The organism is Pseudonocardia wallangbongensis, assembly GCF_054486945.1.
In genome coordinates this window covers 224448-249834 of the sequence record NZ_JBRERS010000005.1, presented here as the reverse complement: position 1 = coordinate 249834, position 25387 = coordinate 224448, and the positions used below count along the sequence as shown (strand labels likewise).

25 protein-coding genes and 2 pseudogenes are annotated in these 25387 nt (G+C 73.4%); 13 read left to right on the top strand and 14 right to left on the bottom strand.

Translation table 11 applies throughout. From position 1 onward, the window contains the following. Positions 1-68 precede the first annotated feature (68 nt). The 4 genes and pseudogenes from ACU436_RS20170 to ACU436_RS20155 form a co-directional block, all read left to right on the top strand. Positions 69-1280: a M20 metallopeptidase family protein gene (locus ACU436_RS20170; protein ID WP_459027463.1), complete on the top strand. Its 1212-nt coding sequence runs from the start codon at positions 69-71 to the stop codon at positions 1278-1280. A 173-nt stretch (positions 1281-1453) separates the two neighbouring features. After that, positions 1454-2782: an amidase gene (locus ACU436_RS20165; protein ID WP_459027461.1), complete on the top strand. Its 1329-nt coding sequence runs from the start codon at positions 1454-1456 to the stop codon at positions 2780-2782. Positions 2783-2808: 26 nt separating this feature from the next. Continuing rightward, positions 2809-3747 carry a prephenate dehydrogenase gene (locus ACU436_RS20160; protein ID WP_459027459.1) on the top strand — a complete coding sequence of 313 codons (939 nt, stop codon included), beginning with the start codon at positions 2809-2811 and terminating at the stop codon, positions 3745-3747. Positions 3748-3906: 159 nt separating this feature from the next. Next, positions 3907-5014: pseudogene (locus ACU436_RS20155) on the top strand (ATP-binding cassette domain-containing protein); the annotation flags it as partial. 3 nt (positions 5015-5017) lie between these two features. Here ACU436_RS20155 and ACU436_RS20150 read toward each other — a convergent pair. From ACU436_RS20150 to ligD, 3 genes are all read right to left on the bottom strand, one after another. Then, complete coding sequence (locus ACU436_RS20150) at positions 5018-5242, bottom strand: hypothetical protein (RefSeq protein WP_459027457.1); 225 nt, start codon at positions 5240-5242, stop codon at positions 5018-5020. Positions 5243-5307: 65 nt separating this feature from the next. Beyond that, positions 5308-5895: a putative glycolipid-binding domain-containing protein gene (locus tag ACU436_RS20145; RefSeq protein ID WP_459028161.1), complete on the bottom strand. Its 588-nt coding sequence runs from the start codon at positions 5893-5895 to the stop codon at positions 5308-5310. A 120-nt stretch (positions 5896-6015) separates the two neighbouring features. Then, the gene (ligD, locus tag ACU436_RS20140) at positions 6016-6927 is read right to left on the bottom strand and encodes a non-homologous end-joining DNA ligase (RefSeq protein ID WP_459028159.1); all 912 of its coding nucleotides are present in this window, start codon (positions 6925-6927) and stop codon (positions 6016-6018) included. 60 nt (positions 6928-6987) lie between these two features. Here ligD and ku point away from each other — a divergent pair, with 60 nt between their 5' ends. After that, a complete protein-coding gene (gene ku / locus ACU436_RS20135) occupies positions 6988-7887 on the top strand; it encodes a non-homologous end joining protein Ku (RefSeq protein ID WP_459027455.1) in 900 nt (299 codons plus the stop codon). A gap of 41 nt (positions 7888-7928) precedes the next feature. Here ku and ACU436_RS20130 read toward each other — a convergent pair whose 3' ends face one another. The 10 genes from ACU436_RS20130 to ACU436_RS20085 all read right to left on the bottom strand — a co-directional run bounded on the left by ACU436_RS20130 (position 7929) and on the right by ACU436_RS20085 (position 17630). Beyond that, positions 7929-8984: an LCP family protein gene (locus ACU436_RS20130; RefSeq protein WP_459027453.1), complete on the bottom strand. Its 1056-nt coding sequence runs from the start codon at positions 8982-8984 to the stop codon at positions 7929-7931. A gap of 253 nt (positions 8985-9237) precedes the next feature. Further along, positions 9238-9759, bottom strand: a complete 522-nt coding sequence (locus ACU436_RS20125; protein ID WP_459027451.1) for a VOC family protein — start codon at positions 9757-9759, stop codon at positions 9238-9240. Positions 9760-9781: 22 nt separating this feature from the next. Further along, positions 9782-10525, bottom strand: coding sequence for an MBL fold metallo-hydrolase (locus ACU436_RS20120; RefSeq protein WP_459027449.1), 744 nt, complete (start codon positions 10523-10525; stop codon positions 9782-9784). A 116-nt stretch (positions 10526-10641) separates the two neighbouring features. Then, entirely contained in the window at positions 10642-11373 is a 732-nt protein-coding gene (locus ACU436_RS20115) for a maleylpyruvate isomerase family mycothiol-dependent enzyme (RefSeq protein ID WP_459027447.1), read from the bottom strand. Positions 11374-11393: 20 nt separating this feature from the next. Then, positions 11394-12542 carry an alpha/beta hydrolase gene (locus ACU436_RS20110; protein WP_459027445.1) on the bottom strand — a complete coding sequence of 383 codons (1149 nt, stop codon included), beginning with the start codon at positions 12540-12542 and terminating at the stop codon, positions 11394-11396. A gap of 43 nt (positions 12543-12585) precedes the next feature. Continuing rightward, the gene (locus tag ACU436_RS20105) at positions 12586-13488 is read right to left on the bottom strand and encodes a carbohydrate ABC transporter permease (RefSeq protein ID WP_459027443.1); all 903 of its coding nucleotides are present in this window, start codon (positions 13486-13488) and stop codon (positions 12586-12588) included. 10 nt (positions 13489-13498) lie between these two features. Further along, complete coding sequence (locus ACU436_RS20100; protein ID WP_459027441.1) at positions 13499-14410, bottom strand: carbohydrate ABC transporter permease; 912 nt, start codon at positions 14408-14410, stop codon at positions 13499-13501. A gap of 9 nt (positions 14411-14419) precedes the next feature. Continuing rightward, positions 14420-15841, bottom strand: a complete 1422-nt coding sequence (ngcE, locus tag ACU436_RS20095; protein WP_459027439.1) for an N-acetylglucosamine/diacetylchitobiose ABC transporter substrate-binding protein — start codon at positions 15839-15841, stop codon at positions 14420-14422. Positions 15842-15897: 56 nt separating this feature from the next. Then, the gene (locus ACU436_RS20090; RefSeq protein ID WP_459027437.1) at positions 15898-16671 is read right to left on the bottom strand and encodes a sugar isomerase domain-containing protein; all 774 of its coding nucleotides are present in this window, start codon (positions 16669-16671) and stop codon (positions 15898-15900) included. Next, positions 16671-17630 (bottom strand): MurR/RpiR family transcriptional regulator, encoded by a 960-nt coding sequence (locus tag ACU436_RS20085; protein ID WP_459027435.1) that lies wholly within the window; start codon positions 17628-17630, stop codon positions 16671-16673. The genes ACU436_RS20090 and ACU436_RS20085 overlap by 1 nt, the downstream gene beginning before the upstream one ends. 103 nt (positions 17631-17733) lie before the next feature. Here ACU436_RS20085 and ACU436_RS20080 point away from each other — a divergent pair, with 103 nt between their 5' ends. Together ACU436_RS20080 and ACU436_RS20075 are read left to right on the top strand one after the other, a co-directional pair. Beyond that, a complete protein-coding gene (locus ACU436_RS20080) occupies positions 17734-17988 on the top strand; it encodes a hypothetical protein (protein WP_459027433.1) in 255 nt (84 codons plus the stop codon). Then, positions 17904-18380, top strand: a pseudogene (locus tag ACU436_RS20075) (BadF/BadG/BcrA/BcrD ATPase family protein); the annotation flags it as partial. The gene ACU436_RS20080 and the pseudogene ACU436_RS20075, both read left to right, overlap by 85 nt. A gap of 63 nt (positions 18381-18443) precedes the next feature. Here the strand turns inward: ACU436_RS20075 and ACU436_RS20070 are convergent. After that, positions 18444-19283, bottom strand: coding sequence for an SCO6745 family protein (locus ACU436_RS20070; RefSeq protein WP_459027431.1), 840 nt, complete (start codon positions 19281-19283; stop codon positions 18444-18446). Positions 19284-19405: 122 nt separating this feature from the next. Here ACU436_RS20070 and ACU436_RS20065 point away from each other — a divergent pair, with 122 nt between their 5' ends. From ACU436_RS20065 to ACU436_RS20040, 6 genes are all read left to right on the top strand, one after another. Continuing rightward, a complete protein-coding gene (locus ACU436_RS20065) occupies positions 19406-19666 on the top strand; it encodes a hypothetical protein (RefSeq protein WP_459027430.1) in 261 nt (86 codons plus the stop codon). Between the two features lie 119 nt (positions 19667-19785). Further along, positions 19786-20739 (top strand): aldo/keto reductase, encoded by a 954-nt coding sequence (locus ACU436_RS20060; protein WP_459027428.1) that lies wholly within the window; start codon positions 19786-19788, stop codon positions 20737-20739. A 341-nt stretch (positions 20740-21080) separates the two neighbouring features. Beyond that, positions 21081-22070, top strand: a complete 990-nt coding sequence (locus ACU436_RS20055; RefSeq protein WP_459027426.1) for a TAXI family TRAP transporter solute-binding subunit — start codon at positions 21081-21083, stop codon at positions 22068-22070. Positions 22071-22161: 91 nt separating this feature from the next. Further along, on the top strand, positions 22162-22554 hold the full coding sequence (locus ACU436_RS20050) for a hypothetical protein (protein WP_459027425.1): 393 nt from the start codon (positions 22162-22164) through the stop codon (positions 22552-22554). Between the two features lie 3 nt (positions 22555-22557). Further along, the gene (locus ACU436_RS20045) at positions 22558-24531 is read left to right on the top strand and encodes a TRAP transporter permease (RefSeq protein WP_459027423.1); all 1974 of its coding nucleotides are present in this window, start codon (positions 22558-22560) and stop codon (positions 24529-24531) included. A gap of 53 nt (positions 24532-24584) precedes the next feature. Then, complete coding sequence (locus ACU436_RS20040; RefSeq protein WP_459027421.1) at positions 24585-25379, top strand: DeoR/GlpR family DNA-binding transcription regulator; 795 nt, start codon at positions 24585-24587, stop codon at positions 25377-25379. Positions 25380-25387: the final 8 nt, after the last annotated feature.

Genomic DNA, 25387 nt, shown 5'->3' with positions numbered 1-25387 from the left:
ACTGTGCTCCAAACCACAACGGGAAGTTGGCCCTCGCGTCACCTCCCGGAGATGCCAGGATCGTGCACATGTCGCTACCGGGTGCCCCGATCGACGGACTGCACGCCCACGCCCGCAGTGTCCAGCCACGCACGGTGACGTTGCGGCGTGCGCTGCACCGCCATCCGGAGCTGGGGCTCGACCTGCCCCGCACGCGGGATGCCGTGGTCACCGCGCTCGCCGACCTGCCGGTGCAGGTGCACCTCGGCCGCTCGGTCAGCTCGGTGGTGGCGGTGCTGGAGGGCCATCGACCCGGCCCCACGATCCTGCTGCGCGGCGACATGGACGCGCTGCCCCTGCCGGAGGACACGGGGCTCCCGTTCGCCTCCGAGGTGCCCGGCAGCATGCACGCCTGCGGGCATGACACGCACGTGGCGATGCTCGCGTCGGCGGCCCACGTGCTCGCCGACCGTCGCGACGAGCTCAGAGGGCGCGTCGTGTTCATGTTCCAGCCCGGCGAGGAGGGCTTCCACGGCGCCCGGTACATGATCGAGGAGGGCCTGCTCGACCGCACCGGTCCCACCGGCCGGCCGGACGCCGCGTTCGCCCTGCACATCTCCGCGACGCTGCCGTCCGGCGAGGTGCACGCCCGTCCCGGGCCGTTGATGGCGGCCGCCGACGTCATCCGGGTCACCGTCAGCGGCCGCGGCGGCCACGCCTCGGCCCCGCACGACGCGCTCGACCCGGTGCCCGCGACCGCGGCGATGGTGGGGGCGCTGCAGACCGCGGTGACGCGGCGCATCGACACCCACCAACCGGTGGTGCTCACGATCGCGCACATCATGGCCGGCACCACCAACAACGTCATCCCGGAGACCGCCGTCCTCGAGGGCACGCTGCGCAGCCTCTCCGAGACGACCCGCGCCACCATGTACGAGGAGATCCGGCGGGTCTGCCGGCACACCGCCATGGCCCACGGGTGCACGGCCGAGGTGGAGATCGAGCCGGGATATCCCGTCACGGTCAACGACTCCGGGGCGGTCGACCACGTCTCCGCCCTCGCCGGCGACGTGCTCGGGCGCGACAACGTGGTCCCGATGTCCAGCCCGATCATGGGCGCCGAGGACTTCTCCTACGTGCTCGCCGAAGTGCCCGGCGCGCTCGCGTTCCTCGGCGGCTGCCCGCCCAGCGTCGACCCCGCGCTCGCCCCGCCCAACCACTCCAACCGCGTCGTCTTCGACGAGGAGGCGATGGCCGCGGGTGTCGCCGTCTACGCCGGCCTGGCCTTAGGAGCGCACTGACGAGCTGTGGCCTACTGCGCGGCGCCCAGGCGGCCACCTCGCTGCGTTGTCGTCGTCGCAGACACAACCCGGTATCGGCCTCCTCCTCCGCCTTGCGATGCGACCACCTGGACACCGCTCGCTACGGCCGCAGCTCGTCAGCACCCTCCCAACCGGCCTGTAAGGATGGCGGGGTGCTGCCTGATCTCCGCGAACTCGGCATGTCCCTGCGCTCCCGGGAGCTCTCCGCCACCGAGCACGTCCGGGACGTCCTGGACCGCCTCGCCGCCGACACGTGCAACGCCGTCATCGCCCTGGACTCCGAACGCGCGCTGGCCGCGGCCGCGGAGCGGGACGCGGAGCTGGCGCGCGGGGAGTGGCGCGGGCCACTGCACGGCGTCGCGGTGGGTGTGAAGGACCTGATCGACGTGGAAGGCCTCCCGACCCGGGCCGGCTCGAACGTCCTCGCCGACGCTCCGCCTGCGGCCGTCGACGCACCGGTGGTCGCCCGGTTGCGCGAGGCGGGCGCCGTGGTCGTCGCGAAGCTGCACACCCACGAGTTCGCCTACGGACCGACGGGCGACGTCGCCGCCACGGGACCCGCGCACAACCCGCACGACCCGTCGCGGATCACCGGGGGCTCCTCGTCGGGCTCCGCGGCCGCCGTCGGCGCGGGGCACCTGCCGCTCGCGCTCGGCACGGACACCGGCGCGAGCGTGCGCACCCCGGCCGCGCTCTGCGGCGTGGTCGGGCTGAAGCCGGCGTTCGGCGCCCTGCCGGTCGACGGGTGCTTCCCGCTCTCGGAGTCCCTCGACCACGTCGGCGTGCTCGCCCCCGACGTGCACGCGGCATCCGTCGCGTGGGACGTGCTCAGCCGGCCGGACGGCACCGGCGGCGGTATCCAGAGCCCCGGCGTCGGCGGCGTGCGCGTCGGCCTGCTCACCGACGAGTACTGGCGCGCGCTCGACCCGGCCCTCGCCAAGGCGGTCGACACCGCGGCCGCCCGGCTGCAGGCACGCGGGGCGCACCTGCACGAGGTGTCCACCCCGATGATCGAGGAGCTCGCCGCCACGTACCCGGTGATCGTCGGCGCCGAGGCGTACGCCACGCACGCCCGGTGGCTCGCCGACCGGCCGCAGGACTACCAGCCGATCACGCGCGAGCGGCTGCTGCCGTTCGCCGACCAGCCGGCGCGGGCCTACGTCGACGCCCTGCGCGCCCGGCGGCGCCTCAAGGCGGCCCTGCGCGCGTCCGTCGCCCACCTCGACGTCCTGCTGCTGCCCACCACCCGGCTGCGGGCCACCCCGATCGGGCAGGCCGACGTCACGGTCGACGGCGCCGAGGTGGCGGTCCGGCCCCAGCTGCTCGGGCTCACCCTGCCGTTCAACCTCACCGGGTGGCCCGCCGCCTCCGTGCCCGGCGAGGTGACCGACGGCGGCCTCCCCGCGGGCGTCCAGATCGTCGGCGTGCGGCTGGAGGAGCGCGGGGTCCTGCGCGTGGCGGGGGCGCTCGCCCGCGGCTGAGGGCGGGCCGCGTACCGTTCCGCGGCGTGACGGAGCGGGCGGTGTGCGTGATCGGCGCCGGGTTGATCGGCGGGTCGCTGATGCGGGCCGCGGACAAGGCCGGGCGGACCGTCTGGGGCACCAGTGCATCCGACGGGACCGCGGCGGAGGCGCGTGCCGACGGGTTCGACGTCGGCACCGACACCGACGCCGCGCTGCGCCGGGCCGCCGAGGCGGACGCGCTCGTGGTGCTGGCCGTCCCGCTGCCGGCCGTCGACGGCGTGCTGCGGCGGGTCGCCGCCGTGGCGCCCACGTGCCGGCTCACCGACGCGGTGAGCGTCAAGGTCGCGGTGGCCGACGCCGTGGCCCGGACCGCGCCACGGGCCCGTTACGTGGGCGGGCACCCGATGGCGGGCACCTCCGAGTCGGGCTGGGCCGCGGGGAACGGCGGCCTGTTCGCCGATGCCGCCTGGGTGGTGGCCGCGGACGACGGCGTCGACCTCGACGTGTGGGCCGACGTCGCGGAGCTCGCGTGGGCCTGCGGGTCGCGCGTGGTGCCGGCCGCGTCCGACGAGCACGACCTCGCGGTGGCGCGCGTCTCGCACCTGCCGCACCTGCTCGCGGCCGTGCTCGCGGCCGTGGGCGCCGCGGGCGACGACGACCTGCCGCTCGCGCTGGCCGCCTCGTCGTTCGCCGACGGCACGCGGGTGGCCGGCACCCGCCCCGAGCTCGTGCTCGCGATGTGCGAGGGCAACCGGGACGCGCTGCTCGCCGCCGTGGACGACGCGCTGGGCCGCCTCGGCGCGATGCGCGGCGCGCTCGCCTCCACCGGCGGGCTGGCGGCGACCGTCCGGGCTGGCCACGAGGGCCGCCTGCGCTGGGCCGCGGCCCGCACCCCGCGGCACGTGCGGGTGCGGCGGGGCGCCACCCCCGGCGAGCTGCGGGAGATCGGCCGCCGCGGCGACGCCGTCGTCGGCTGGGCCTGAGCGAAATCACCGCGAACCTGCGTCCGGATCTTGGTACGGTCCGTTCCGTGCACCTCTACTTCCTCTGAGACGTCGGCGCCGTCCGACGTCCATCGCACATCTCCCGGACCCTCCCGGCCTTCCTGAGCCGGTGACTGCGCCTGCGCGACGCGGGGTGGCTACCGCATCCGGCTGGCCTGCCTGCTGGGCGCGCGGCACGACCTGGCTGCTGCTCGACGAGCCGACCAACCACCTCGACGCCGGCGGCCTCGAGCACCTCACCGCCCGGCTGCGCGAACACCCGGGCGGGGTGGTGCTGGTCAGCCACGACCGCGCGCTGCTCGCCGACGTCGTCACCGCGGTGCTCGACCTGGACCCGACGAGCGACGGGCGCCCGCGCACGTACGCCGGCGGGCTCGCCGGCTACCGCGAGGGGTACCGCGCGGAGCGTGAGCGCTGGGCGGCCGAGCACCGGGAGCAGCAGCGCGAGCGGCAGCGTCTCGCCGACGACCTGTCGGCGGCGCGGAACCGGCTCTCCACCGGCTGGCGCCCGGACAAGGGCACCGGCAAGCACACGCGCGCGACCCGGGCCCCGGCGCTGGTGCGGGCCGTGCACCGGCGGCGGGAGGACCTCGACGCGCACCCCGTCACGGCACCGGAGCCGCCGCTGCGGTTCGCCGCGCCACGGATGCCGGCGCTCCCGGGCGCCACGCTGCTGGAGGCCGAGGACGTGACGGTCGGCGGGCGGTTGGACCGCGCGCGGTCGCTCGCGCTGCGCTCGGGGGACCGGCTCGTCGTCACCGGGGCGAACGGATCCGGGAAGTCCAGCCTGCTCGCGGTGCTCGCCGGGCGGCTCGAGCCCGGCACGGGCTGCGTGCACCGGTCGCGCTCGGCCCGGATCGGGCTCCTCGCACAGGAGTCACCGCCGCCGTCGCGGCGGCGCGCGTTCGACGTCCACGACGCGGTGGTCGGCCGGCTCGTCAGCGCGGGCCGCCTCGCCGAGAGCGAGGTGGTGCCGCTCGGCGCGCTCGGCCTCCTCACCTCCCGGGACGCGCGGCGTCCGGTCACCGAGCTGTCGGTGGGCCAGCAGCGCCGCCTCGACCTGGCACTGCTGCTGGCCGTCCGACCGCACGTCATCCTGCTCGACGAGCCGACGAACCACCTGTCGATCACGCTCGTCGAGGAGCTCACCGAGGCCGTCGGCGCCACACCGGCCGCGGTGGTGGTGGCGACCCACGACCGGCAGCTGCTGCGCGACACCGGGAACTGGCCCCGCCTGGCGCTGTGATGCTCAGTACGAGAAGCCCCAGCTGTCCTCCCACCAGGGCTTGCTGCAGGGACCGGGGTGGCGGCCCTGCGAGATGTGCCATTCGCGGTCCTTCTGGCAGTCCTGCTTCGTCTTGTACCCGTCCACGTACATCGCGGGCACGGTGGGCTGTGCCGCGACGGCCGGTCCTGCGGCGAGCAGCAGACCGAGCGGAACGGCAGCCACGGCCGCCCAGCGCATCATCTTCATGTCGATCAGTCTTGATCGACGATCAACCCGGGTCGAGGCCAACGACCGGCCATCGACCGGACAGGTCAGCTGGCGGCGGGCTCCAGCCGGCGGGCGAGGCCCGGGTAGGTGGTCACGACGCCCTCGGCGTCGACCACGAGGTCGGCGCTGAAGTCTCCCCACCGGAACCCGATCTCGGCGTGGCCGGTGCGCTCGTCCAGCTCGGAGACGGTGCGGTAGGTCTGCTCGACCACGCGCACCTCCAGGTCGGGCAGCGACACGAACACCATCGGCAGGGTGTGCTCGCCCGCCTGCCGGTGCAGGCCGAGCCTGCGGATCGGAATCGCGTTGAACATCGGGCTGTACGCCAGGTCGACGTCGACCGCGCCCGCGCAGTCGTCGCGGACGGCACCGGAGCCGGCGCCGGTGTCGAGCAGCCAGACGCCGTCGTCGGTGCGGTTGATCGTGAGGTGCCGTTCCCGCTCGGCGGTGGCGCTGGTGACCGAGAGCCGGGAGAGCGCGCCGTCGTCGCCGACCACGAGCCGGTAGGAGGAGGTGAAACCGCCGTCCAGTTCCACCCGCACCATGCGCCCGAGGGCCCGGAACCCACCGTGACCGGGGATCATCCGCACGCCCTCGAGGCCGTGGCCGTCCTCGGCCTGCCACGTCAGCATCGTCGTCACCGGAGCCACCGTAGCCGAGCGCCGGGCCCGTCGTGGCCTTGCACCATGCATGATCGCTGCACGTGGCCTCCTCGTCGCCGCGCGTGATCCGACACCGACATTCTCGGCCGTTCAGCCCTCGAACTCCACGTGAGCGGGGTCCAGGTCGTCGCGCACCCCGCGGAACACGGGATGCCAGAGCCGCCCGGCCCCCGTCCAGCCGGTATGGCTCACCTCGACCGCCGTGTCGGGCTCGCACCAACGGGAGCCGGCCACCTCCGCGCGCGGCAGCGACCCGGCGAACGGCGAGGCCTCCACCTGCGTCAGCCGCTCCTGCAGGAGCCGCTGCACGCGCTCGCCCGCGAGACCGGACCCGACGCGGCCCACGTACCGCAGCGCGCCGCCGTCGGGCACGCCGAGCAGCAGCGCCCCGATCCGGTTCGAGCCGCCGCGCTCCGGCCGCCACCCGCCGACGATGCAGGCCTGCGCGTGCCGGTGGGTGATCTTCGTCCAGCCGGGGCTGCGCCGTCCGGGCCGGTACACGCCGTCACGCTTCTTCGCGACGACGCCCTCCATCCCCCGCTCCCGCGTGGCGTCGAGCAGCGCTGCCCCGTCGGTGTAGACCGGGGAGAGCGAGAGCACCGGGACCGAGGCGAGGCCGAGGCGTTCGAGGGTGCCGCGACGCTCCGCGAACGGGCGGTCCAGCAGCGGCACGCCGTAGAGCCGGAGCACGTCGAACACCATGAACGTGATGGGCCGGGCCTGCGCGACCCGCGGTGCGACCGGGCCGTGCATCCGGTCGGCCAACGCCGCGAAGCTGGGCACGCCGTTCTCCAGGAGCACCACCTCGCCGTCGAGCAGCACGTCGGGGGCGAGGTCGGTGAGCGCCGCGAGCTCGGGGAAGTTCGCGGTGACGTCCCGCTCGCTGCGGCTGGAGAGCCGAACCCGGCCGTCGGCGACGTCGGCGAGCAACCGCATGCCGTCCCATTTCACCTCGAACAGCCACTCCGGGCCGCTCGGAAGGGCGCCGGGGGTGGCGAGCATGGGCTGCACGCCGCCATGCTGGCACCTGGTGCAAGGAACGCGGAGGAAATGGGGGCTCGCATGCGCGCGATGTGGAGCGGCGCGGTGTCGTTCGGACTGGTGAGCGTGCCGGTGAAGGCGTACTCGGCCACGTCCAACCACGACATCAGGTTCCACCAGGTGCACGCGGCCGACGGTGGACGGATCAGGTACAAGCGCACCTGCTCGATCGACGGCGAGGAGGTCGAGTACGCGGACATCGTCAAGGGCTACGAGACCGACGACGGCGAGCTGATCACCCTCGACGAGGAGGACCTCGACTCGCTGCCCACGAAGTCCGGGCACGAGATCGACGTGATCGAGTTCGTGCCGGCCGACCAGATCGACCCGCTGCTGTTCGAGAAGAGCTACTACCTCGAGCCGGAGGCCAAGGCGGCCAAGCCGTACGCGCTGCTGCGCGAGGCGCTGGTGCAGACCGACCGGATGGCGGTCGTCAAGGTGGCGTTGCGGCAGCGGGAGAGCGTCGCGCTGCTGCGCGTGCGCGACAAGGCGATCGTGCTGCAGACGATGCTGTGGCCCGACGAGGTGCGCGAGCCCGAGTTCGACATCCTCGACACCGAGGTGGAGCTGCGGCCCCAGGAGCTGACGATGGCCGCCTCCCTCGTCGAGAGCCTGGGCGCCGAGTTCGACCCCACGCAGTTCCACGACGAGTACCGCGACGCGGTCGTCGAGCTGATCGAGCGCAAGCGCACCACCGGCGACACCCGGCCCGCCCCGGCGGCGGAGAAGCGCGAGGAGGGCCCGGACAGCATGACCGACCTGCTCAGCGCGCTGCAGGCGAGCGTGGAGGCCGCGCGGTCCGCGAGCGGGAAGCCGGCCGAGGCCCCTGAGGAACCGGCGGAGGAGAAGCCGACCCGGAAGTCGTCCTCACGGAAGAAGGACGACGACGAGGCCCCCCGCAAGCGGCGCAAGCCCGCCTGAGCGCCATCACGAACCGATGAACGTCGCGTTCGTCGGATGGGTCAGGGGCCGAGCGCGTTGTCCGGGGGCCGTTCGTCCGCCGCCAGTGCCCCGAACAGCGCCTTCGAGCGCGTGCGGTCCCAGTTGACCACGCCGTCGCGGACCGGGACCGTGGTCGAGATGCCGTCGGAGAGCCCGCGCATCGCCAGGCCGAGCTGGGCCAGGTGCCAGACGTGGGTGCCGCGGTCCACCGCGATCGAGTTGGACAGCCCGGTGGCCAGCGGGATCGTCCGGAACGGGTTGAACAGCGTGCTCGGGCTCGTGGCCTTGTCCAGCAGCGCGGAGATGAACGCGCGCTGGCGCTCCACCCGCCCGAAGTCCGACGAGGCGGTGGCCCTGGTGCGCACGTAGCCCAGCGCGGTGGCCTCGTCGAGGGTCTGGCAGCCCTCCTCGATGTCCAGCGCGGCCTTGGGGTCCTTGATCGCCTCCGGGACGCACATCTCGACGCCGCCCACCGCGTCGACCACGGAGACGATGCCGAGGAACCCGATCTCGATGTAGTGGTCGATGCGCAGGCCGGTGGCGTTCTCGACGGTGCTGACGAGCAGCTCGGGGCCACCGCCCTCGGCGCCGCCGCCGCGGCCGTACGCCGAATTGATCTTGTGGCGGCCCTTGCCGGGGATGTCGACGATGGAGTCACGCGGGATGCTGACCAGCGTGGTGGGGCCGCTCCCGGTGTGCAGGAGCATGATCGTGTCGGTGAGTTCCGACTCCGGGTCGCCGGTGGCGTACTCCTTGCGCTGCTCGGCCGTGAGGTTCGCCCTGCTGTCGGAGCCGACGATCAGCCAGTTCGTGCCCGCCGAGGACGCCTCGCTGTCCGACGGAAGCGCCGGCACGCGGGCGAGCGAACCGTCCACGTAGAGCGCGAACGCGGCCACGGCGGCCACGAGGGCGACCAGCGCGATGCCCAGGCGGCGCCCCCAGCGCGGCCGGCGCCGAACGGGCCTCGGCCGGCCCGGGCGCCGCGGCGGCGCCCCCGCCGCTCCCTGCGGGCGCCTGCGGCGCTGGGCCGGCAGGAGCGCCGTGCGCTGCAGGGGACGCGGCCTGCGCGGAGGCACCTGGGGCGGGTGGCCCGCTCCCCGCCCGGGCGGTGGCGGCGGGGGTGGATAGGCTCGCCCCGGGTGCGGCCGTTGCGGCTGCCCCCACTGGGGCGCTCCGCCGCGGCGCCCCGGCCCGGGCGGCCGAGGCGGCGGCCCACCGCGGCCACGGAACTCGTCCATGCTCCCCACCCGTCGCGATCGATGTACACGTCTTCCACATAGAGGGACGCACGAGTGGGCGGTCGGGTTCCACCGGGGCGCCCGCCGGGTGTCAGGACGAGAGCAGCGGCTCCCCCTCGAAGAAGCCGAGCTTCTCGCAGTAGAACTCGAGCCCGACGCCGTTGGGGTCGCGGAGGTACAGGCTGTTCTCCACGCCCCGGTCCGGCCCGAGGTAGGAGATGCCGGCGGCGTCCAGGCGCTCCCTCGCGGCCGCGAACTCCTCCGGCGAGGTGGAGAGCGCGAGGTGCTGGACGGCGCCGATCGTCTCGCTGAAGTCCGGGTGGTCGTGCCCCGGGAAGTCGAAGAAGCCCAGCAGGTTGCTGTTGCCGATGTCGAAGAAGAAGTGGCTGGACCCGGCGTAGTCGCGGTTCTCCACGAGCTCGACCAGCGGGAACCCGAGCAGCTCCTGGTAGAACCGGATCGTCTCCTCCGCGTCGCGGCAGATCAGCGCGAGGTGGTGCACCCCGAGCACGGTGGACTCCGGGCGCTTGGCGGGCTCGACGAGGTAACGCTCCCTCAGCTCCCCGCGTCGGGCACGGATCGTGTCGAGCTCGGCTCCCTGTGGCTGCGGCATCGGATGGTCCTTTCATCTAGAACTAGAGCATCCCGGTGTGGAGGACGAGTCCGTCGACGGCGGCGGCGTGCTCGGCCTCACGCAACCGGGCCAGCATCTTCGGCCCCATGTGGGTGAGCACCAGCCGGCCCGCCGCCAACTCGCCAGCATGCTCGCGCAGGGTGCGGTAGTCGAGGTGGTAGCGCACCTGCTGATCCCAGGTGTAGGCCTCGCACGCGAAGACGTCCGCCCCGTCCGCGGCCGTGACGAGCGCAGGCGTCCACGCGGTGTCGCCCGAGTAGCCGAAGCCGTACCCGCCCGCGTCGACCCGCACCGCGAGCGCCGGCGCGCCGCTGGCGTGGTCGACCTCCCAGCTGCGCACCGCGAACGGCCCGTGCCGGCGGGTACCGCCGGCCCCGTCCAGCTCCACCACCTCGACCTCGAACCGCCGCTGCACCCCGGTGGAACCCGGGTAGAACGTCTCCATCGCGGTGTGCAGCCGGTCCCGCGTGCCCACCGGCCCGAACACGACGAGGGGCGCCGTCCGCCGGCTGAACTGGCCGTCGAGGACGAGGAACGGGAGCCCACCGAAGTGGTCGCCGTGCAGGTGCGTGAGGACGACGGCCCCGACCTCGCCCGGGTCGACGCCCTGCGCGCGCATCGCCGTGAGGCTGGTGGCCCCGCAGTCGACGAGGACGGTGGCCCCGTCGGCCCGTACCCGGATGCACGTCTGGAAGCGGCCACCACTGCCGAACGCGTCGCCGCTGCCGACGAAGGTGATCTCCACCGCGGCACTGTGCCACCCGGTTCGGGGACGCGCAGCACCCGGTGTGGGTGGGGCGAGCGGCGCGTTCGCTCGCTAGGAGGGTGCCGTTCGCTCCGCCCGAGGGGCTCGTCACCGCATCAGAGCCAGCGCGGCGGGGCCGGGGCGGGGGCGAGGGTGCCGTCGGCCGCGACCGCCTCGACGGCGCCGGAGCGGCCCACCAGCCAGCCGAGCACCTGCGCCGCCTCGCCGCGCACCTGCACGGGGTCGCCCGAGGCCGGGCCGAGCGCCCACGTCCGCTCGCGGTCGGTGGGCGCCAGCACCGCGGCCGGACACCCTTCGGCGGCCGAGAGCGTGCCCGTGGAGTCGTCGAGCAGGGTGTCCACGACGTCGGGGGCGACATCCGCGACCGCGACCCCGGCGTCGAGGTCCACCGCGTGCAGCCACACCTCGCGCACCCGCATCCACGGGATCTCGGCCGCCGGGATCGGCCGCCCGAGCGCGCTGCGGACCTCCGCCTTCCAGGTGGTGCCGTCCAGCGCGGCGAGGGCGGCGTCCAGCTCCTCCGCGGTGCCGGTGAGCTCGGCGCGCAGGACGTCGACGGACGACTGCGCGGACGTCTCGATCTCGGCGGCCCGGTGCTCCCGGGACGGGTACATCGGGCTCTCGACGCCGGTGCGCGCCCAGGTGGCGAGGCGGATGAGCGCCTCGGCGTTGCGCGCGACGTGGGCGACGACATGGGCGCGGCTCCAGCCGGGCAGCGCGCTCGGGGCGCGCAGCGCGTCGTCGGGCAGGGCGTCGACCGCCCGGGTGAGGAGCTCGGTGCCCGAGCCCATCCACGGCAGGGTCACGGCGACATCACGGCGATCCACGTACGGATCGTAGGCCGCGATCAGCCGCCCGCGAGCGGATCCGGCCGGGCGGCCCGGTGCAGCTCCGGGATGCGCAGGCGCCGCGCCCGGGCCGCACTGCGGCCCGCCACCAGGCCGAGGCCCGCCCGCAGGGCGCTGGCGGCGTCGAGCGTGGCGTCCCGGGCGGTGGCGGACAGGGCGGTGAAGCTGGCGTAGCCGTGCACCAGGCCCGGGAAGCGCCGGGCGACCACCGGCACCCCGGCTTCGCGCAGCCGGGCGGCGAGCTCCTCGCCCTCGTCGCGCAGCGGGTCGAACCCCGCCGTCGCGAGGTACACCGGCGGCATGCCGGACAGGTCACTGGCGCGCAGGACCGCGCCGCGGGTGTCGTCGGTGGGCACGCCGTCGGGCAGGTACATGCGCTCGAGCTCGCGCAGGAGGCCGGCGGTGAGCCCGAACCCGGTGGCGAAGAGCTCCCGCGACCCGCCGGTGCGGTCGACGTCCGTGACGGGGTAGAGCGCGAGCACGAACGCGGGCAGCGGGCCGCCGAGGAGGGCCTGCTGGTGGGCCACCACGAGCGCGAGGTTGCCGCCCGCGCTGTCGCCGCCGACCGCGACCAGATCCGGCTGAGCCCCGAACGCGGCCGCGTCCGCCCGGACCGACCGGAACGCCGAGAGGGAGTCCTCCAGCGCCGCCGGGTACGGGTGCTCGGGCGCAAGCCGGTACTCCACCGAGAGCACGCGCACCCCGGACTGGGCGGCGAGCAGCCGGCAGAGCGGGTCGGTGGAGGCGACGCTGCCCATCACGAACCCGCCGCCGTGGAAGTAGATCATCAACGACCGGGTGTCCGGCACCGCGGGAGGCACGTACAGCCGGGCGGGCAGCGGCCCGGTCTCGCCCGGGACCTGCAGGTCACGCGTCTCGATGTGGGCGAGGAGGGCGTCGGCAACGAGGTCGGCGGCGACGTCGGCCTGGCGCCGCTGCTCCGCGAGCGTGGCCCGATCCACCGTGCCGCCGTCCTTGCTGGCGAGCAGCCGGTCGATCCGGCCGAGGAGCTGCAGGTCGAGGTCGAGCTCCTGGGCGTCCACGGAGATCGCGCGGCCCGCGAGGAGGCGCTTGACCGGTCTCGGCAGCCCGAACAGGACGCGGAACACCCACCGCAGCGCCTGCACGCGCACCTTCTGCCCGATCACAACCTAACGGTACGCCGCGACGCGCGGGATTACCGGGTACGCGCTACTTCATCGCACCCACGGCGAGCCCGTCCTGGATCCGCCGCTGGAACGTGATGTACACCGCCAGCACCGGGAGCAGGGCGATCACCAGACCGGCGAAGAGCGCGCTCCAGTCGGAGCGGTACCCCTGGTTGGCCGCGAGCACCGCGAGCCCCTGCGAGAGGACGTACCGGTCCTGGTCCGGCATGAGCACCAGCGGCAGCAGGAACTGGTTCCACAGGCCGAAGAAGTTGAGGATGCCGACGCTGATCATCCCCGGCCTGGCCAGCGGCAGCATGATCCGGAAGAACGCGCCCGCGTGCGAGCAGCCGTCGAGCATCGCCGCCTCGACGAGCGCGCCCGGCAGCGTCCGGAAGAAGCCGGTGAGGAAGAACACCGTGAACGGCAGCGCGTACGCCGTGTAGACGAGGATCAGCCCGTGGTAGGTGCCGAGCATGCCGAGGTTCTGCACCACGAAGAACAGCGGCACGAGCGCCAGGAAGATCGGGAACGTCATCCCGGCGACGAGGGTGTAGTAGATCGCGTTGCGGCCCGGGAACTCGTACCGGGCGAGCACGTAGGCGACCATCGCCCCGAGCAACATCACCAGCACGACCGCCGCGCAGACGACGATCGCGCTGTTGATGAAGTAGCGGCCGATGTTGGCCGTGGTCCAGGCCCGCACGAAGTTGTCGAAGTGCCACTCGGTGGGCAGGCTCCACGGGCTCGTGAAGATCTCGCGGTCGGACTTGAAGCTGGTGAGCGCCGCCCAGAGCAGGGGCACCACGCCCAGCAGCATCCACACGACGAGCAGCCCGTGCGACACGACGCTCAGGCCGCGCTCGCCCGCCGAACCCCCCTCCGGTGCGCGCCGGGCCGACGGCCGCGACGGCACGGAGGCCGGTGCGCGCGTGTCGATCGACATCTGGATCCCCTCAGAACTCGACTCGCTCGCGGCGGCCCATGCGCAGGACCACGATCGCGAGCACCAGCGTCACCAGGCAGAGCGCCACCCCGATGGCCGACGCGTAGCCGAACCGGCCGTCGGTGAACGCCGCGCGGTACAGGTACTGGGCCACCACCTCGGTGGACCCGTCCGGGCCGCCGTCGGGCAGCATCACCTGCAGCAGCGCGAAGCCGTCGAGCATCAGGATCCCCAGGTAGATGTAGGAGGACTTGATGCTGTCGGTGAGCATCGGGAGCGTGATGCTCACGAACGTCCGGATCCCGCCGGCCCCGTCCAGCACCGCCGCCTCGAACACCTCCAAGGGCAACGACTTCATGGCCGCGCTGAGCACGACGTAGAAGAAGCCCACGAAACTCCAGATCAGCACGGCCATCACCGCAGGCAGCGCGAACGTCGTGTCCCCGAGCCACGGGCGGGTGAGCCAGTCGAACCCGACCAGCCGCAGCAGCCCGTTCAGCAGGCCGGCCTCCGGGTTGTAGAAGAACCCGAACAGCACACCCGCGATCACCAGCGGCACGACGTGCGGGAAGACGAACACGACCTGGTAGAACCGCGAGCCGCGCACCCCGCCGCGCCCGACGGTGCCGCGCCGCCCCGCCACCGTGGTCATGGTGGCGAGGAACAGCGCGATCGCCAGCGTCACGACCGGCACGACGATCAGCAGCAGCAGGTTGTGCCACATCGCCCGCCAGAACCGCGTGTCGCCTGCGAGCTCCACGTAGTTCGCCAGCCCGACGAAGTTCCGGTCGGCGGAGAACCCCCGCCAGTCGGTCATCGAGATGTAGATCGCCTGCAGGTACGGCGACACCACGAAGACGATGTAGAGCAGGAGCGGCAACGCGAGGAAGCTCGCGATGAACCGGTACTTCCCGTAGCGCATGGATACCCCTCAGCGCTGGAACTTGGGCACGTTCTGGTCGGCGGCGAGCTTGTCGGACTCCGACTGCACGGTGGAGATGAACGTGTTCGCGTCGATCCGGCCGGCGAGCAGGTTGCCGAGCTGCTGCTGCAGCACCGACTTCCAGAAGTTCACGTACCAGGTGTTGATCTGCCAGGAGAAGACGTCGCTGCCCGCGGCGTCCAGCGCGGCCGTCACCGACTTGAGCGCCGGCGTGGCCGCGGCACCGGCGTCGGCCCCGCGGACGCTCGGCACCGAGGCCGTGAGCTCGGCGAACTTCGACGCGCCCTCCTTGGACATCATGAGCCGCAGGTACTCCAGCCCGCCGTTCACGTTCGCAGCGTGCGCCGGCACGATGAACGCCTCCGTGGGCTGGGTGCGCAGCGCCGCGACCGGCAGGGCCGAGCCGCTGTCGAGCACGGGCACCGGGGCGGCCGTCATCGTGAAGTCCGGCGGAGCGATCCCCTTCATCTCGTTCTCCAGCCACGACCCCGAGACGTAGAAGGCGGCCTTGCCCTGTACCCACGCGGTCTGCGCCTCGGTGTGCTTGAGGCCCTCGGACCCGGGCATGAAGTAGCCCTTGCGGACCATCTCCTCGATCGCCTGCGCACCGGCCACCACGACGTCCTGCTGCCATGCTCCGGACTCGAGGTTGTCGATCTTCTTGGCGACGTCCGGCCCGCCCTGCTTGACCGCCATGCCGAGGGAGAGGTCGAACACGTAGTCGGCGGCGTTCGTGCCCCCGTAGGCCCACGGCGAGATGCCGGCGGCCTTGATCTGCTCGCAGAGCGCGAGCATCTCGTCGAGGGTGGTGGGCGGCTGCCAGCCGTGCTGGTCGAACAGCGGCTTCGAGTACCACATCGGGAACGCGGCGTAGACGTAGTTCAGCATGAGGAACTTGCCGTCGTAGGTGCCCTGCTCCAGCACACCGGGCAGGAGCTGGTCGCGGATCTTGACGTTCGGGTCGTCCACGCTCGGGGCGTCCAGGAGTTGGGCGAGGTCGGTGCACTGCCCCTCGGCGGCCAGCGTCGCGTAGTCGATCTTCTGTGCACCCGAGTTGTCCAGCACGTCCGGCGGGTTGCCGGCCACGAACCGCGGCTGCATCTCCTGCGCGATCTGCGTGGTGGCGGTGTGCTTGATCTCCGCCTGCGGGTAGGCCTTCTTGTAGAGCTCCTCGTGGAACAGCGCGTACTCGTCGCCGTAGCCGCCCTTGAAGATCACCACGTCGAGCCCGGCGTCGGCCGCGACGCCCAGCGGGTTCTGCGCGCTCACGTCGCCCTGCGCCGAGGTACTGGGACCGCCACCGCCCGTCGCGCACGCCGACAGCACGCCTGCGCTCGACACGGCGAACAGCCCCACGGCGGCCTGCCTCAGGAACTGCCTGCGGTCGAGTCCGGGACGGGCCCCTGTCATGACTGCCTCCTCATCGTCGAGTTTCCTGCTGCGACGGCCACGACGGCCGGACTTCGTCAGGCGGGACGGCGGATGCGTCCCGCGTAGCGCGCTTCGAGCGCGTCGTTGTGGGCGTCGCCCTCCGGCACGTTGGACGACAGGTAGACGGGTGGGGTCTCCCCCGCGGTGTGCATCGCGCGCACGACCTCGGCGACGATCATCTGCGCCAGCAGCGCCGCCGTGATGGACGAGATCGCGCAGACGGTGATGCCGCCGGTCGCGAGGACGGCGTCGCCGTAGGGCGCTCCGTTGTCGAGCACGACGTCGGCGAGCTCGTGGAGGCGCAGTCCCGACGGGTGCCGGGAGGTCACCCGCCCGGTGTGCGCCATCGACGTGATGACGACGAGCGGGTGACCGTGTTCCTTCACGGCGTGCGCGAGCTCGACCACCGAGCCGTTGCCGCCGGAGTTCGACGCCATGACGAACACGTCCGACGGCGACACACCCGCGAGGTCGTAGAGCCTCCGGCCGACCGCCGGGTCGCGCTCGAGGTGCTGGGCGAACAGCAGCTCCGGCGGCTCACCGCCCAGCAGAACGAGATCGCGCAGGGCGATCATGTTCGTCGGCACGAGCCCGCCCGCCCGGCCACTGATCTCCATGGCGAGGGCCTGCGAGTGCCCGGTGCCGAAGGCCTGCACGACCCCGCCGGCGCGCAGGCCTTCGACCACCAGGTTCGCGGCGGCCGCGACGGCGGCCGCCTGTTCCCGGGCCACCCGCCGCACCGCCTCCTCGGCGGCCTCGGCGAAGGCCGCGGCGGAGACCGCGTCCCGGGTGGTGCCGTCGATCGTCATCAGGCACCTCCGCGTGCGGGCTCGGTGGGATCGGCGCCGCGGCGGGCGCGGGTCTCGTACGGCGCGCGGTGCGGGGCGACGGCGTCGGCCGCGCGCATCCAGGTCTGCGTCGCGCGCTCGTGCGTGCGCTGGGCGACGGCGAGGTAGAGCAGGTCGAGCACGAGGAACTGGGAGTGCCGGGCCGACATCTCCCCCGAGCGGTACGAGGTCTCGCGCACCGAGGTGCACAGCAGGTGCTCGGCGACGTCGGCGATCGCGGACGTCGAGAAGTTCGTGATCGCCACCGTGGTGGCGCCGCTCGCCCTGGCCTGCTCGAGCATGTCGACGGTCTCGGTGGACCGGCCGCTGTGCGAGAGCGCGATCGCGACGTCGCCCGGCCCGAGCTGAGCGCCGCTCATCAGGCCGGCGTGCACGTCCGACCACGTCCACGACGCGATCCCGATGCGGTGCATCCGCATCTGCATGTCGCCGAGCACGGCGGCGCTGCCGCCCACGCCGTAGAGGTCGACGCGGCGGGCGGAGACCACGGCCTCGATCACGGTCTCGACCGTGCGCAGGTCGAGACCGGCGGCGGTCTCGTGCATCGCCTGCAGGTCGACGGCGAGCAGGGTGCGCAGCACGCGGTCGAGCGGGTCGGTGGGCAGCACGTCGGCGCCGATGCCGACCTCCCAACCCGCCTGGTCGGCTCGGCCGATGTCGGTGGCGATCCCGACGCGCAGCTCCGTGTAGCCGGCGAGGCCCAGGCTGCGGCAGAAGCGGGTGACGGTGGCCGATGACGTCCCGCTGCGCTCACCGAGCTCGACGATCGTGGCCCGGGACGCCCACGCCGGGTCCTCGAGGATCACGTTCCCCACCTGGCGCAGGGCTCCGGCGAGGCCGGGAAGCACGCTGCGCAGGTGGGAGAGCAGCTGACCCGTTCCCGCCTCGACGGGCGGGTCGGATCCGGCTGTCACTGCCATCGACAAACCTTTCAAGGCCGGGCGGAGTGGGTGAAAATTTCCACCACGGCGGGTGAACTGTCAAGACTCCGGTAAGACATTTCCGCAACGAAGGGGTAACGACATGGCCCTGTACGTCGGGATGGACGCCGGTGGCAGCCGCTCCCGCGCCGCCGTCATCGAGGCGACCGGGGCGCTGCGCGGCGCGGCCGTCGGCCCCGGCGCCAATCCCGTCGCGCACACGCCCGACCGCACCTTCGACGCACTCGCCGGCACGCTGCGAGCCGCGCTCGCGGGACTCCCGCCGACGACGTCCGGGAGCTGGTGCTGGGGCTGGCCGGATCCGGGACGGCCGACGCCGACGCGGCCGCGGGCCTAGCTCGCGAGGCCGGCCTGACGTGCCCGGTGCACGTGGTGGGCGATGTCGTCACGGCGTTCGCGGCGGGCACCGCACGGCCCGACGGCACGGTCCTGGTCGCGGGCACGGGAGCCGGCGCCGTCCGGATCGTCGCGCGGTGCGAGGCGCAGGTGGCCGACTGCCACGGCTGGCCGGTCGGCGACGAAGGTTCGGGCTTCTGGCTGGGACGGGAGGCCGTTCGCGCCACGCTCGCGGCCCTGGACGGCCGGGGCGCCCCGACCGCGCTCCTCCCGGGCGTCACCGCCGCACTCCTGGGCGCACCACTGGATCCGCGCGCCGGGCGCCGGGAGGGTTCGTGGCCGCCGCGCACCGCGAGCCGCCCGACTCGAGCCATCAGCACCATGGAGCCGTAGTGCTGTTCTTAGGGCCTGCAGATCGCGTTGTGGCTCCATGACGCGACCCACGGCGCCCCCCGTCTACGGCCGCGCGACACCCATCGCGTTCGGGTACGGCACCGCGCCCGCCGCCGCCAGCGACCGGGCCACGGGACCGAGGGCGTCGCAGAGCACCCGCAGCGCGGCCTCGTCGAGCGTGCGCAGCGCGACCGCCGCCGATCGGTCGGTGCCGCGCTCGATCCCGGTGCGCAGCTCCTGGCCGGCCGGCGTCCTCTCGCCTGCGGCGTCGACCAGGCCGCGGGCGCGCAGCCGCTCGCCGGCGTCGGCCCAATCCTCCTCGGCCCACCCCCGGAACTCCCGCTGCTGCGAGACCAGCGAACCCCCGTGCAGGCGATGGCACTCCACGCCGTCCACCCCGGCGGAGACGAGCTCGGCCACGTGGCCGTCGCCGCGGTACTCCCGCAGCACGGTCGCGGCGTGCCAGACCCGGGACAGCGGCTCGGTGGGCACCGGGACGTCCAGGTGCGCGGCCGCGAGCGGCCGGCCCGAGACGTCGAGCGCGGCAAGCACGGGGCCGAGCAGGCCGGCGGCGCCATCGATCCCGTCGCCCGCGTGCGGGGCGAGCGCAGACCGGGCCAGCTCCAGCCGGGCGTCGAGCACCCGCCCGCGGTCGGCGAAGCCCCACGCGTCGGGCAGTGCCCGCTCCACCATCCACGGCGCGAACCCGTAGAAGAGCGCGGTGACCAGCCGCGGCCCCGGCGTGCCGAGCGCCGCGGAACGGGAGGCGAAGTAGCCCATCCAGTACCCGCGCAGGCCCAGATCCCCGTACGCCGCCTTCGCCCCGGGCGCGAAGTACACGACCGCGTGCACCGCCTCCAGCGCCCGCCACAGCTCGCGCTCCAGGAGCGCCCGTTCGGTCATGCCTGCGGTCTACCGCCCCGACCGCGACCCCACAAGCGGGCCGAATGAGCTATCTGAGTATTGCAGGATTGTTGAACGATACGTATCGTGGTCGTGCGCAGGTCAGCGGAGCACATGGAGGCATGATGCGAGCGGCACTGGTCGACGATCTCCCCACCGGCTTGTCCCGCCGCGACCTGCGGCTGCTGCACGCCGTGGCCGACGGCCGCGTCGAGTGCACCGGGAGCGTCGAGCCCGACTTCTTCATCGACGGCTTCGCCTGCTGCGACCACGTGGCCGCCCGCGCGCTCGTGCGCGGCGGCATGATCCGCTCTGCCGGGGCGGGCGGGCGCGTCGCGGTGCAGCTGACGCCGGCGGGCGCGGAAGCGCTCGCGGCGGTCTAGTCGTCCGTCGACGCGGCCCCGGCGCGGTCGCACACCAACATTCGCGCTCGCACACCAACTGCAGTTCATGTGCCGGCGACACAGTTGGTGTGCGAGGTGGCTCCCGTACGCTTCGCGGCGTGACGGCCGGCAGCGCGCGACTGGGCATCGGGCTCGCCGCCGTCGCCCGTCCCGCCTACATCAACTCGGGCCGCGCCGCCGATCTGGGCGCACACCGCAGCGTCGCCGACCTGCGGGCCCGCACCGAGGCCGTTCTCGACGCCGCGTACGCCGCCGGCATCCGCTACATCGACGTGGCCCGTTCCTACGGCCGGGCGGAGGAGTTCCTCGCCGGCTGGCTGGCCCACCACCCGGAGGCCGACGACGTCGAGATCGGGTCGAAGTGGGGCTACCGGTACGTGGGTGACTGGCGGCTCGACGCGCCCGTGCACGAGGTGAAGGACCACTCCCTCGCGGCGTTCACCGAGCAGCTCGCCGAGACCGCGGCCCTGCTCGGCCCCCGCCTCGCCGTCTACCACGTGCACTCCGCGACGCTCGACACCGGCGTGCTCGACGACGCGGCCCTGCACCGGGCGCTCGCCGGGCTGCGCGACCACGGCGTGCGGGTCGGCCTGTCCACCTCCGGCCCCGCCCAGGCCGACGCGGTGCGCCGGGCGCTCGGCATCCGGATCGGCGGGGCTCCGCTCTTCACCTCCGTCCAGTCCACCTGGAACGTGCTGGAACCCTCGGTCGCCCCCGCGCTCGCGGAGGCGGCCGACGCGGGCGCCCGGGTGATCGTCAAGGAGGCCGTGGCCAACGGGCGCCTCACGCCCGGGGCCCCCGACGCCCCGCCCGGGGCCGCGACGCTCGCCGAGGAGCTGGGCATCCCGCTGGACCAGCTCGCCGTCGCGGCGGCGCTCGCGCAGCCGTGGGCGTGGTGCGTGCTCTCCGGCGGGGTCGACCCGGCCCAGGTGGCGAGCAACGCGGCGGCCGCCACCCTGTCTCTCCCCGCCGACGCGCTGGCCGAGCTCGACACGTACGCCGAGAAGCCGGGGGACTACTGGTCGGCGCGCTCGGCCCGCGGGTGGAGCTGACGGGAGTGTGCTGAGGGGCCCCGGCCGTAGCGAGTGGCGGCCAGGCGGTGTCGGCGCAAGACGGCCGATCATGCCCGAAGCGGCGCGGAGCGCCCTTGAGCTGTGAGGGGTGGCCCCGCACACCGCGCGGTGCCACCGGTGGGTGCTACCCAGGCGGAGGAGGAAGCCGATACCGGCGCCGCGCGGTAGGTCGGGGCCCTTCAGCGCGCTCCCCGTGCAACAGTAAGGCTCCAACCTGCCCACGTCGCTTGGACAGAGCCCGCGCCTTGTGCGATGTTGCGCATCAGCGCCAGGAGTGATCGCGTTCACCGCCGAACGCAGCTCCCTCAGCAGGAGGTGCCATGGTCGTCACCACCAGGAGCCGGGACCGTCGAGGCCTGGCCGTCGTCATCGCAGCAGGGGCGCTGCTCCTCGCCGCGTGCGGGGGCGGTGGGGAGGCCGCCGCACCGGGGGCGGACGGATCGCTGTCCATCGCGACGGGAGGCACCGGCGGCGTCTACTACCCGTACGGCGGCGCGATGGGCACGCTGCTCTCCGAGAAGATGCAGGGCATCACGGCCACCGCCCAGGAGACGAACGCCTCCGTCGACAACGTGCTGCTGGTGCAGGACGGCGGGGCGGACATCGCCTTCGCGCTCGGCGACACCGTGGCCGACGCGGTGGCGGGCAAGGCCCAGTTCGAGGGCCGCGAGATCACGGTCTGCACGCTCGGCAAGCTCTACGACAACTTCACCCAGGCCGTCACCACCAGCGGCACGGGCATCCGCAGCGTCGCCGACATGCGCGGTAAGCGCGTGTCGGTCGGTTCCCCCGGGTCGGGCACCGAGGTGCTCGCGCTGCGGCTCCTGGAGGCGGCCGGGCTCAACCCCGAGGCGGACATCCAGCGCAGCCAGCTCGGCGTCGGCGAGACCGCGCAGGCCCTGCGTGACGGCACGATCGACGCCGGGTTCTGGTCCGGCGGCCTGCCGACGGGCGCCCTGGTCGACCTGGCGACGACGGGGCAGATGGTGCTGATCCCGACCGCGGAGTACTCCGGGGCGCTGGTGTCGAAGTTCGGCCCCTACTACCAGACCGAGGACATCCCGGCCGGAACGTACGAGGGGCAGGCCGAGGCGAGCCCGCAGGTCGTCGTGCCGAACGTGCTGATCGTGCGTTCCGACATGCCGCAGCAGATGCAGCAGGACATCACGCGGACGGTCTTCGAGAACAAGGCGCAGCTCGCCACCGTGCACCCGGCGGCGAACGAGCTCGACCCGGCCACGGCCGGCGATGTCGGTTTCGTCGACGTGTGCCCCGGCGCGAAGGCTTACTTCGATCAGGCCGCCGGCTAGGCGGTCCGTACCGCGCGCGATCGCTGCCGTTCTCGCCGCGGGCCTGCTCGGAGCGGGATGTGCCGGGGCGGAGCCGGGTCCCGCCCTCACGGTGCGCGACGGCGGCGGCGCGCTGCTGACGCAGGTGCCCCTGCCTGCGGCGGAGTTCGCCGTGAGCTACCGCAACTCGATCTACGGGACGCTCGCCGAGGAGCGCTACCGCGTGGCCGGCGACGGGCGGTTCGGGCTGGTCGAGCTGGCGGCCGACCAGCTCGCGGTGCTGGAGGAGTACTACGCCGTGCCCGGACCGGTGCGCGCGGCGCCGGACGGCGACCGGCGCAGCTGGGTGGCAGAACCGCGCGACCACCCCGTGTTCGGCGAGCTGGCGATCGCCGCCACGGCGCTCGGCGAGCGGACGCTGCTGGTGCCCGGGCATGCGCCGGTACCGCTACCCCCGCTGGTCACCGACGGGGTCACTGTCGTTCTCGACGTCGAGATGAGGTAGCTGATGACCGCACGCCCCGACGGCGACGAGGTTCCCGCCGTCGACGAGGAGGCGCTGCTCGCCGAGTTCGAGGCCGAGAAGCCGGCGCGACGGCTGTCCGGGCTGCCGCTGCGGGTGGTGCAGGTGATCGGGGCGATCCTCACCCTGTACGGCCTGTGGTGGGTGTTCAACCCGATGCCGGCGCAGCTGTACCTGCCCTCGTTCCTCGCGATCGGGCTGGTGATGACGTTCCTGGTCTACCGCGGCTGGGGCCGCTCGCAGAAGGCCACCACCGACAACCCGCACGTGCTGGACTGGGTGCTCGCCGTGGTGGCGCTCGTGCCGTTCGTCTACATCGTGGCGGACTGGGACTCGTTCTTCCGCCGCGCCGTGGTGCCCACCGACCTCGACATCGTGATGGGCACGCTCGCGATCCTGCTGGTGCTGGAGGCCGCCCGGCGCACGGTCGGGCTGCTGGTGCCGCTGGTGGTGGTCGGCTTCCTCGCCTACGCCTACTTCGGCCCGTACTTCCCCGGCCCGTTCGCCACGTCGTCCTTCGGGTGGGAGCGCCTCGTCGGCCACAACATGATGGGGACCCAGGGCGTGTTCGGCGTGCCGATGGAGGTCGCCGCCACCTACATCATCCTCTTCACGTTCTACGGCGCGGTGCTCACGGCGTCTGGCGCCACCCGGTTCTTCATCGACCTGTCCTTCTCCGCGTTCGGGCAGTCGGGCGCCGGGCCGGGGCGCACGGTCACGCTCGCCGGGTTCCTGCTCGGCACGGTGTCGGGCTCCGGTGTGGCCACCACCGTGACGCTCGGTGGGGTGGCGTGGCCGCTGCTGCGCAGGGCCGGCTACCCGCAGGAGCACGGCGGCGCCGTGCTGGCCGCCGCGGGCATCGGCGCGATCCTCTCCCCGCCCACGCTGGGCGCGGCGGCGTTCATCATCGCGGAACTGCTGAACGTCTCGTACCTGCAGGTGCTGATCTGGGCGACGATCCCCACCCTGCTGTACTACCTGGGGATCATCCTCGCGGTGGAGATGGACGCCCGGCGCTACCGCACCCACGCCATCGACCTGGAGGTCCGCCCTCCGGGCGCCCTGCTGCTGCGGTTCGGCTACCACTTCAGCTCGCTGGTGGCGATCGTCGTGTTCATGGCGCTCGGCCTGACGCCGTTCCGCGCGGTCGTGTACGCCACGGTGCTGGCGTTCGGGCTGAGCTTCCTGGAACGCGGTGCGTGGATGACGCCGCGGCGCATCGGCGAGGCGCTCGCCACCGGTGCAACCGGGGCGCTCTCGGTGATCCCCGTGATGGCGGTGGCCGGGATCATCGTCGGGGTCATGACGCTCACCGGGCTCGGGCTGAAGCTCGCGGGGATCATCGTGGCGCTCGCGGGCGGGAGCCTCGCGCTGACCGCGATCTACTCGGCGGTGGCGGTGGTGCTGCTCGGGCTCGCCGTGCCGGTGACGGCGAGCTTCATCATCTCGTGGGTGATCATCGGCCCGGCGCTGCAGAACGTCGGCGTGCCCGGCTACGCCGCGGCGATGTTCATCTTCTACTACGCGGTGCTCTCCGAGGTGTCCCCGCCGACGGCCCTCTCGCCGTTCGCGGCGTCGGCGATCACGGGCGGGCGCGCGGTGCCGACGATGTGGCTCACCTGGAAGTACACGCTGCCGGCGTTCCTCGTCCCGTTCGTCGTGGTGCTCTCCCCCCAGGGGGTGGGGCTGCTGCTGGAGGGCGGCATCGGCACGGTGGTGGTCGCGGCGCTCGCGTCGGCGGCCGCGGTGGGCGCGCTGGCCGTCGTCACCGGGGCGTGGCTGTCCGGGCCGGCCGGTTGGCCCGAACGGGTGCTGTTCGCGGTGGCCGCGGTCGCGCTGCTGGTGATGGCGCCGCTCTCGCTGGGGATCGGCGTCGTGGCGGCGCTGGCAGGTGTCGGAGTGCACCTGATACGCCTTCGAAAGAAAGCGGATAGCAATCAACCGGAAGTCGAGAACTAGCAGTTACCAAACTGTTCGTTGACGCTTACGACGGTGCTTCCTACGGTTCGCGCGTGGCGGGCATCGCGGAGCACGAGCGGCAGCAGGAGGTGCTGCGCCTGCTCGACGTCGACGGCCGCGTGAGCGTGACCGATCTCGTCCGCCGCTTCGGTGTCACCGCGGTGACGATCCGCAAGGACCTCGAGGTGCTGGAGCGCCGGCACCTGCTCGCGCGGGTGCGCGGCGGGGCCGTCACGGCCGACGGGGCGGACGAGGGCGCGTTCGAGATGCGGCTGCGCCACGGGGCCGCGGCGAAGGCCGCCATCGCGCGGGCGGCCGCCACGCTCGTGCCCGACGGCGCCGCGATCGCGCTGGACTGCAGCACCACCTGCTACCACCTCGCGCAGGAACTGCGCGGACGGCGCAGCCTCATCGTCGTCACCAACGGCCTGCGCGCCGCCGAACTGCTCAGCGACAGCGGGGTCACCGTCGTGCTCCCCGGGGGCACGCTGCGGCGCTCGTCGTGGTCGGTCGTCGGCGACATCGGCGACGTGGTGGTGAGCCGGGGGCGCCTGACGATGGGCTTCTTCGGGATCCGCGGGCTCTCCCGCGAGCACGGCCTGATGGAGCTCTCGGTGGAGGAGACCACCGTGAAGCGGAGGCTCGCCGCCGCCTGCGTCGACGTCTACGGCCTCTTCGACTCGTCCAAGATCGGCCGGTTCGCACTGCACAGCTTCGTGCCCGCCCAGCGGATCGCCGGCCTGTTCACCGACGACGCGGCGGAGCCCGACGCGCTCGCCGGCTTCGCGGAGCAGGGCGTCAAGATCCACCGCGTACCCGTCGACGACACACCCGAGACGTCCGCCTGACCACAGGC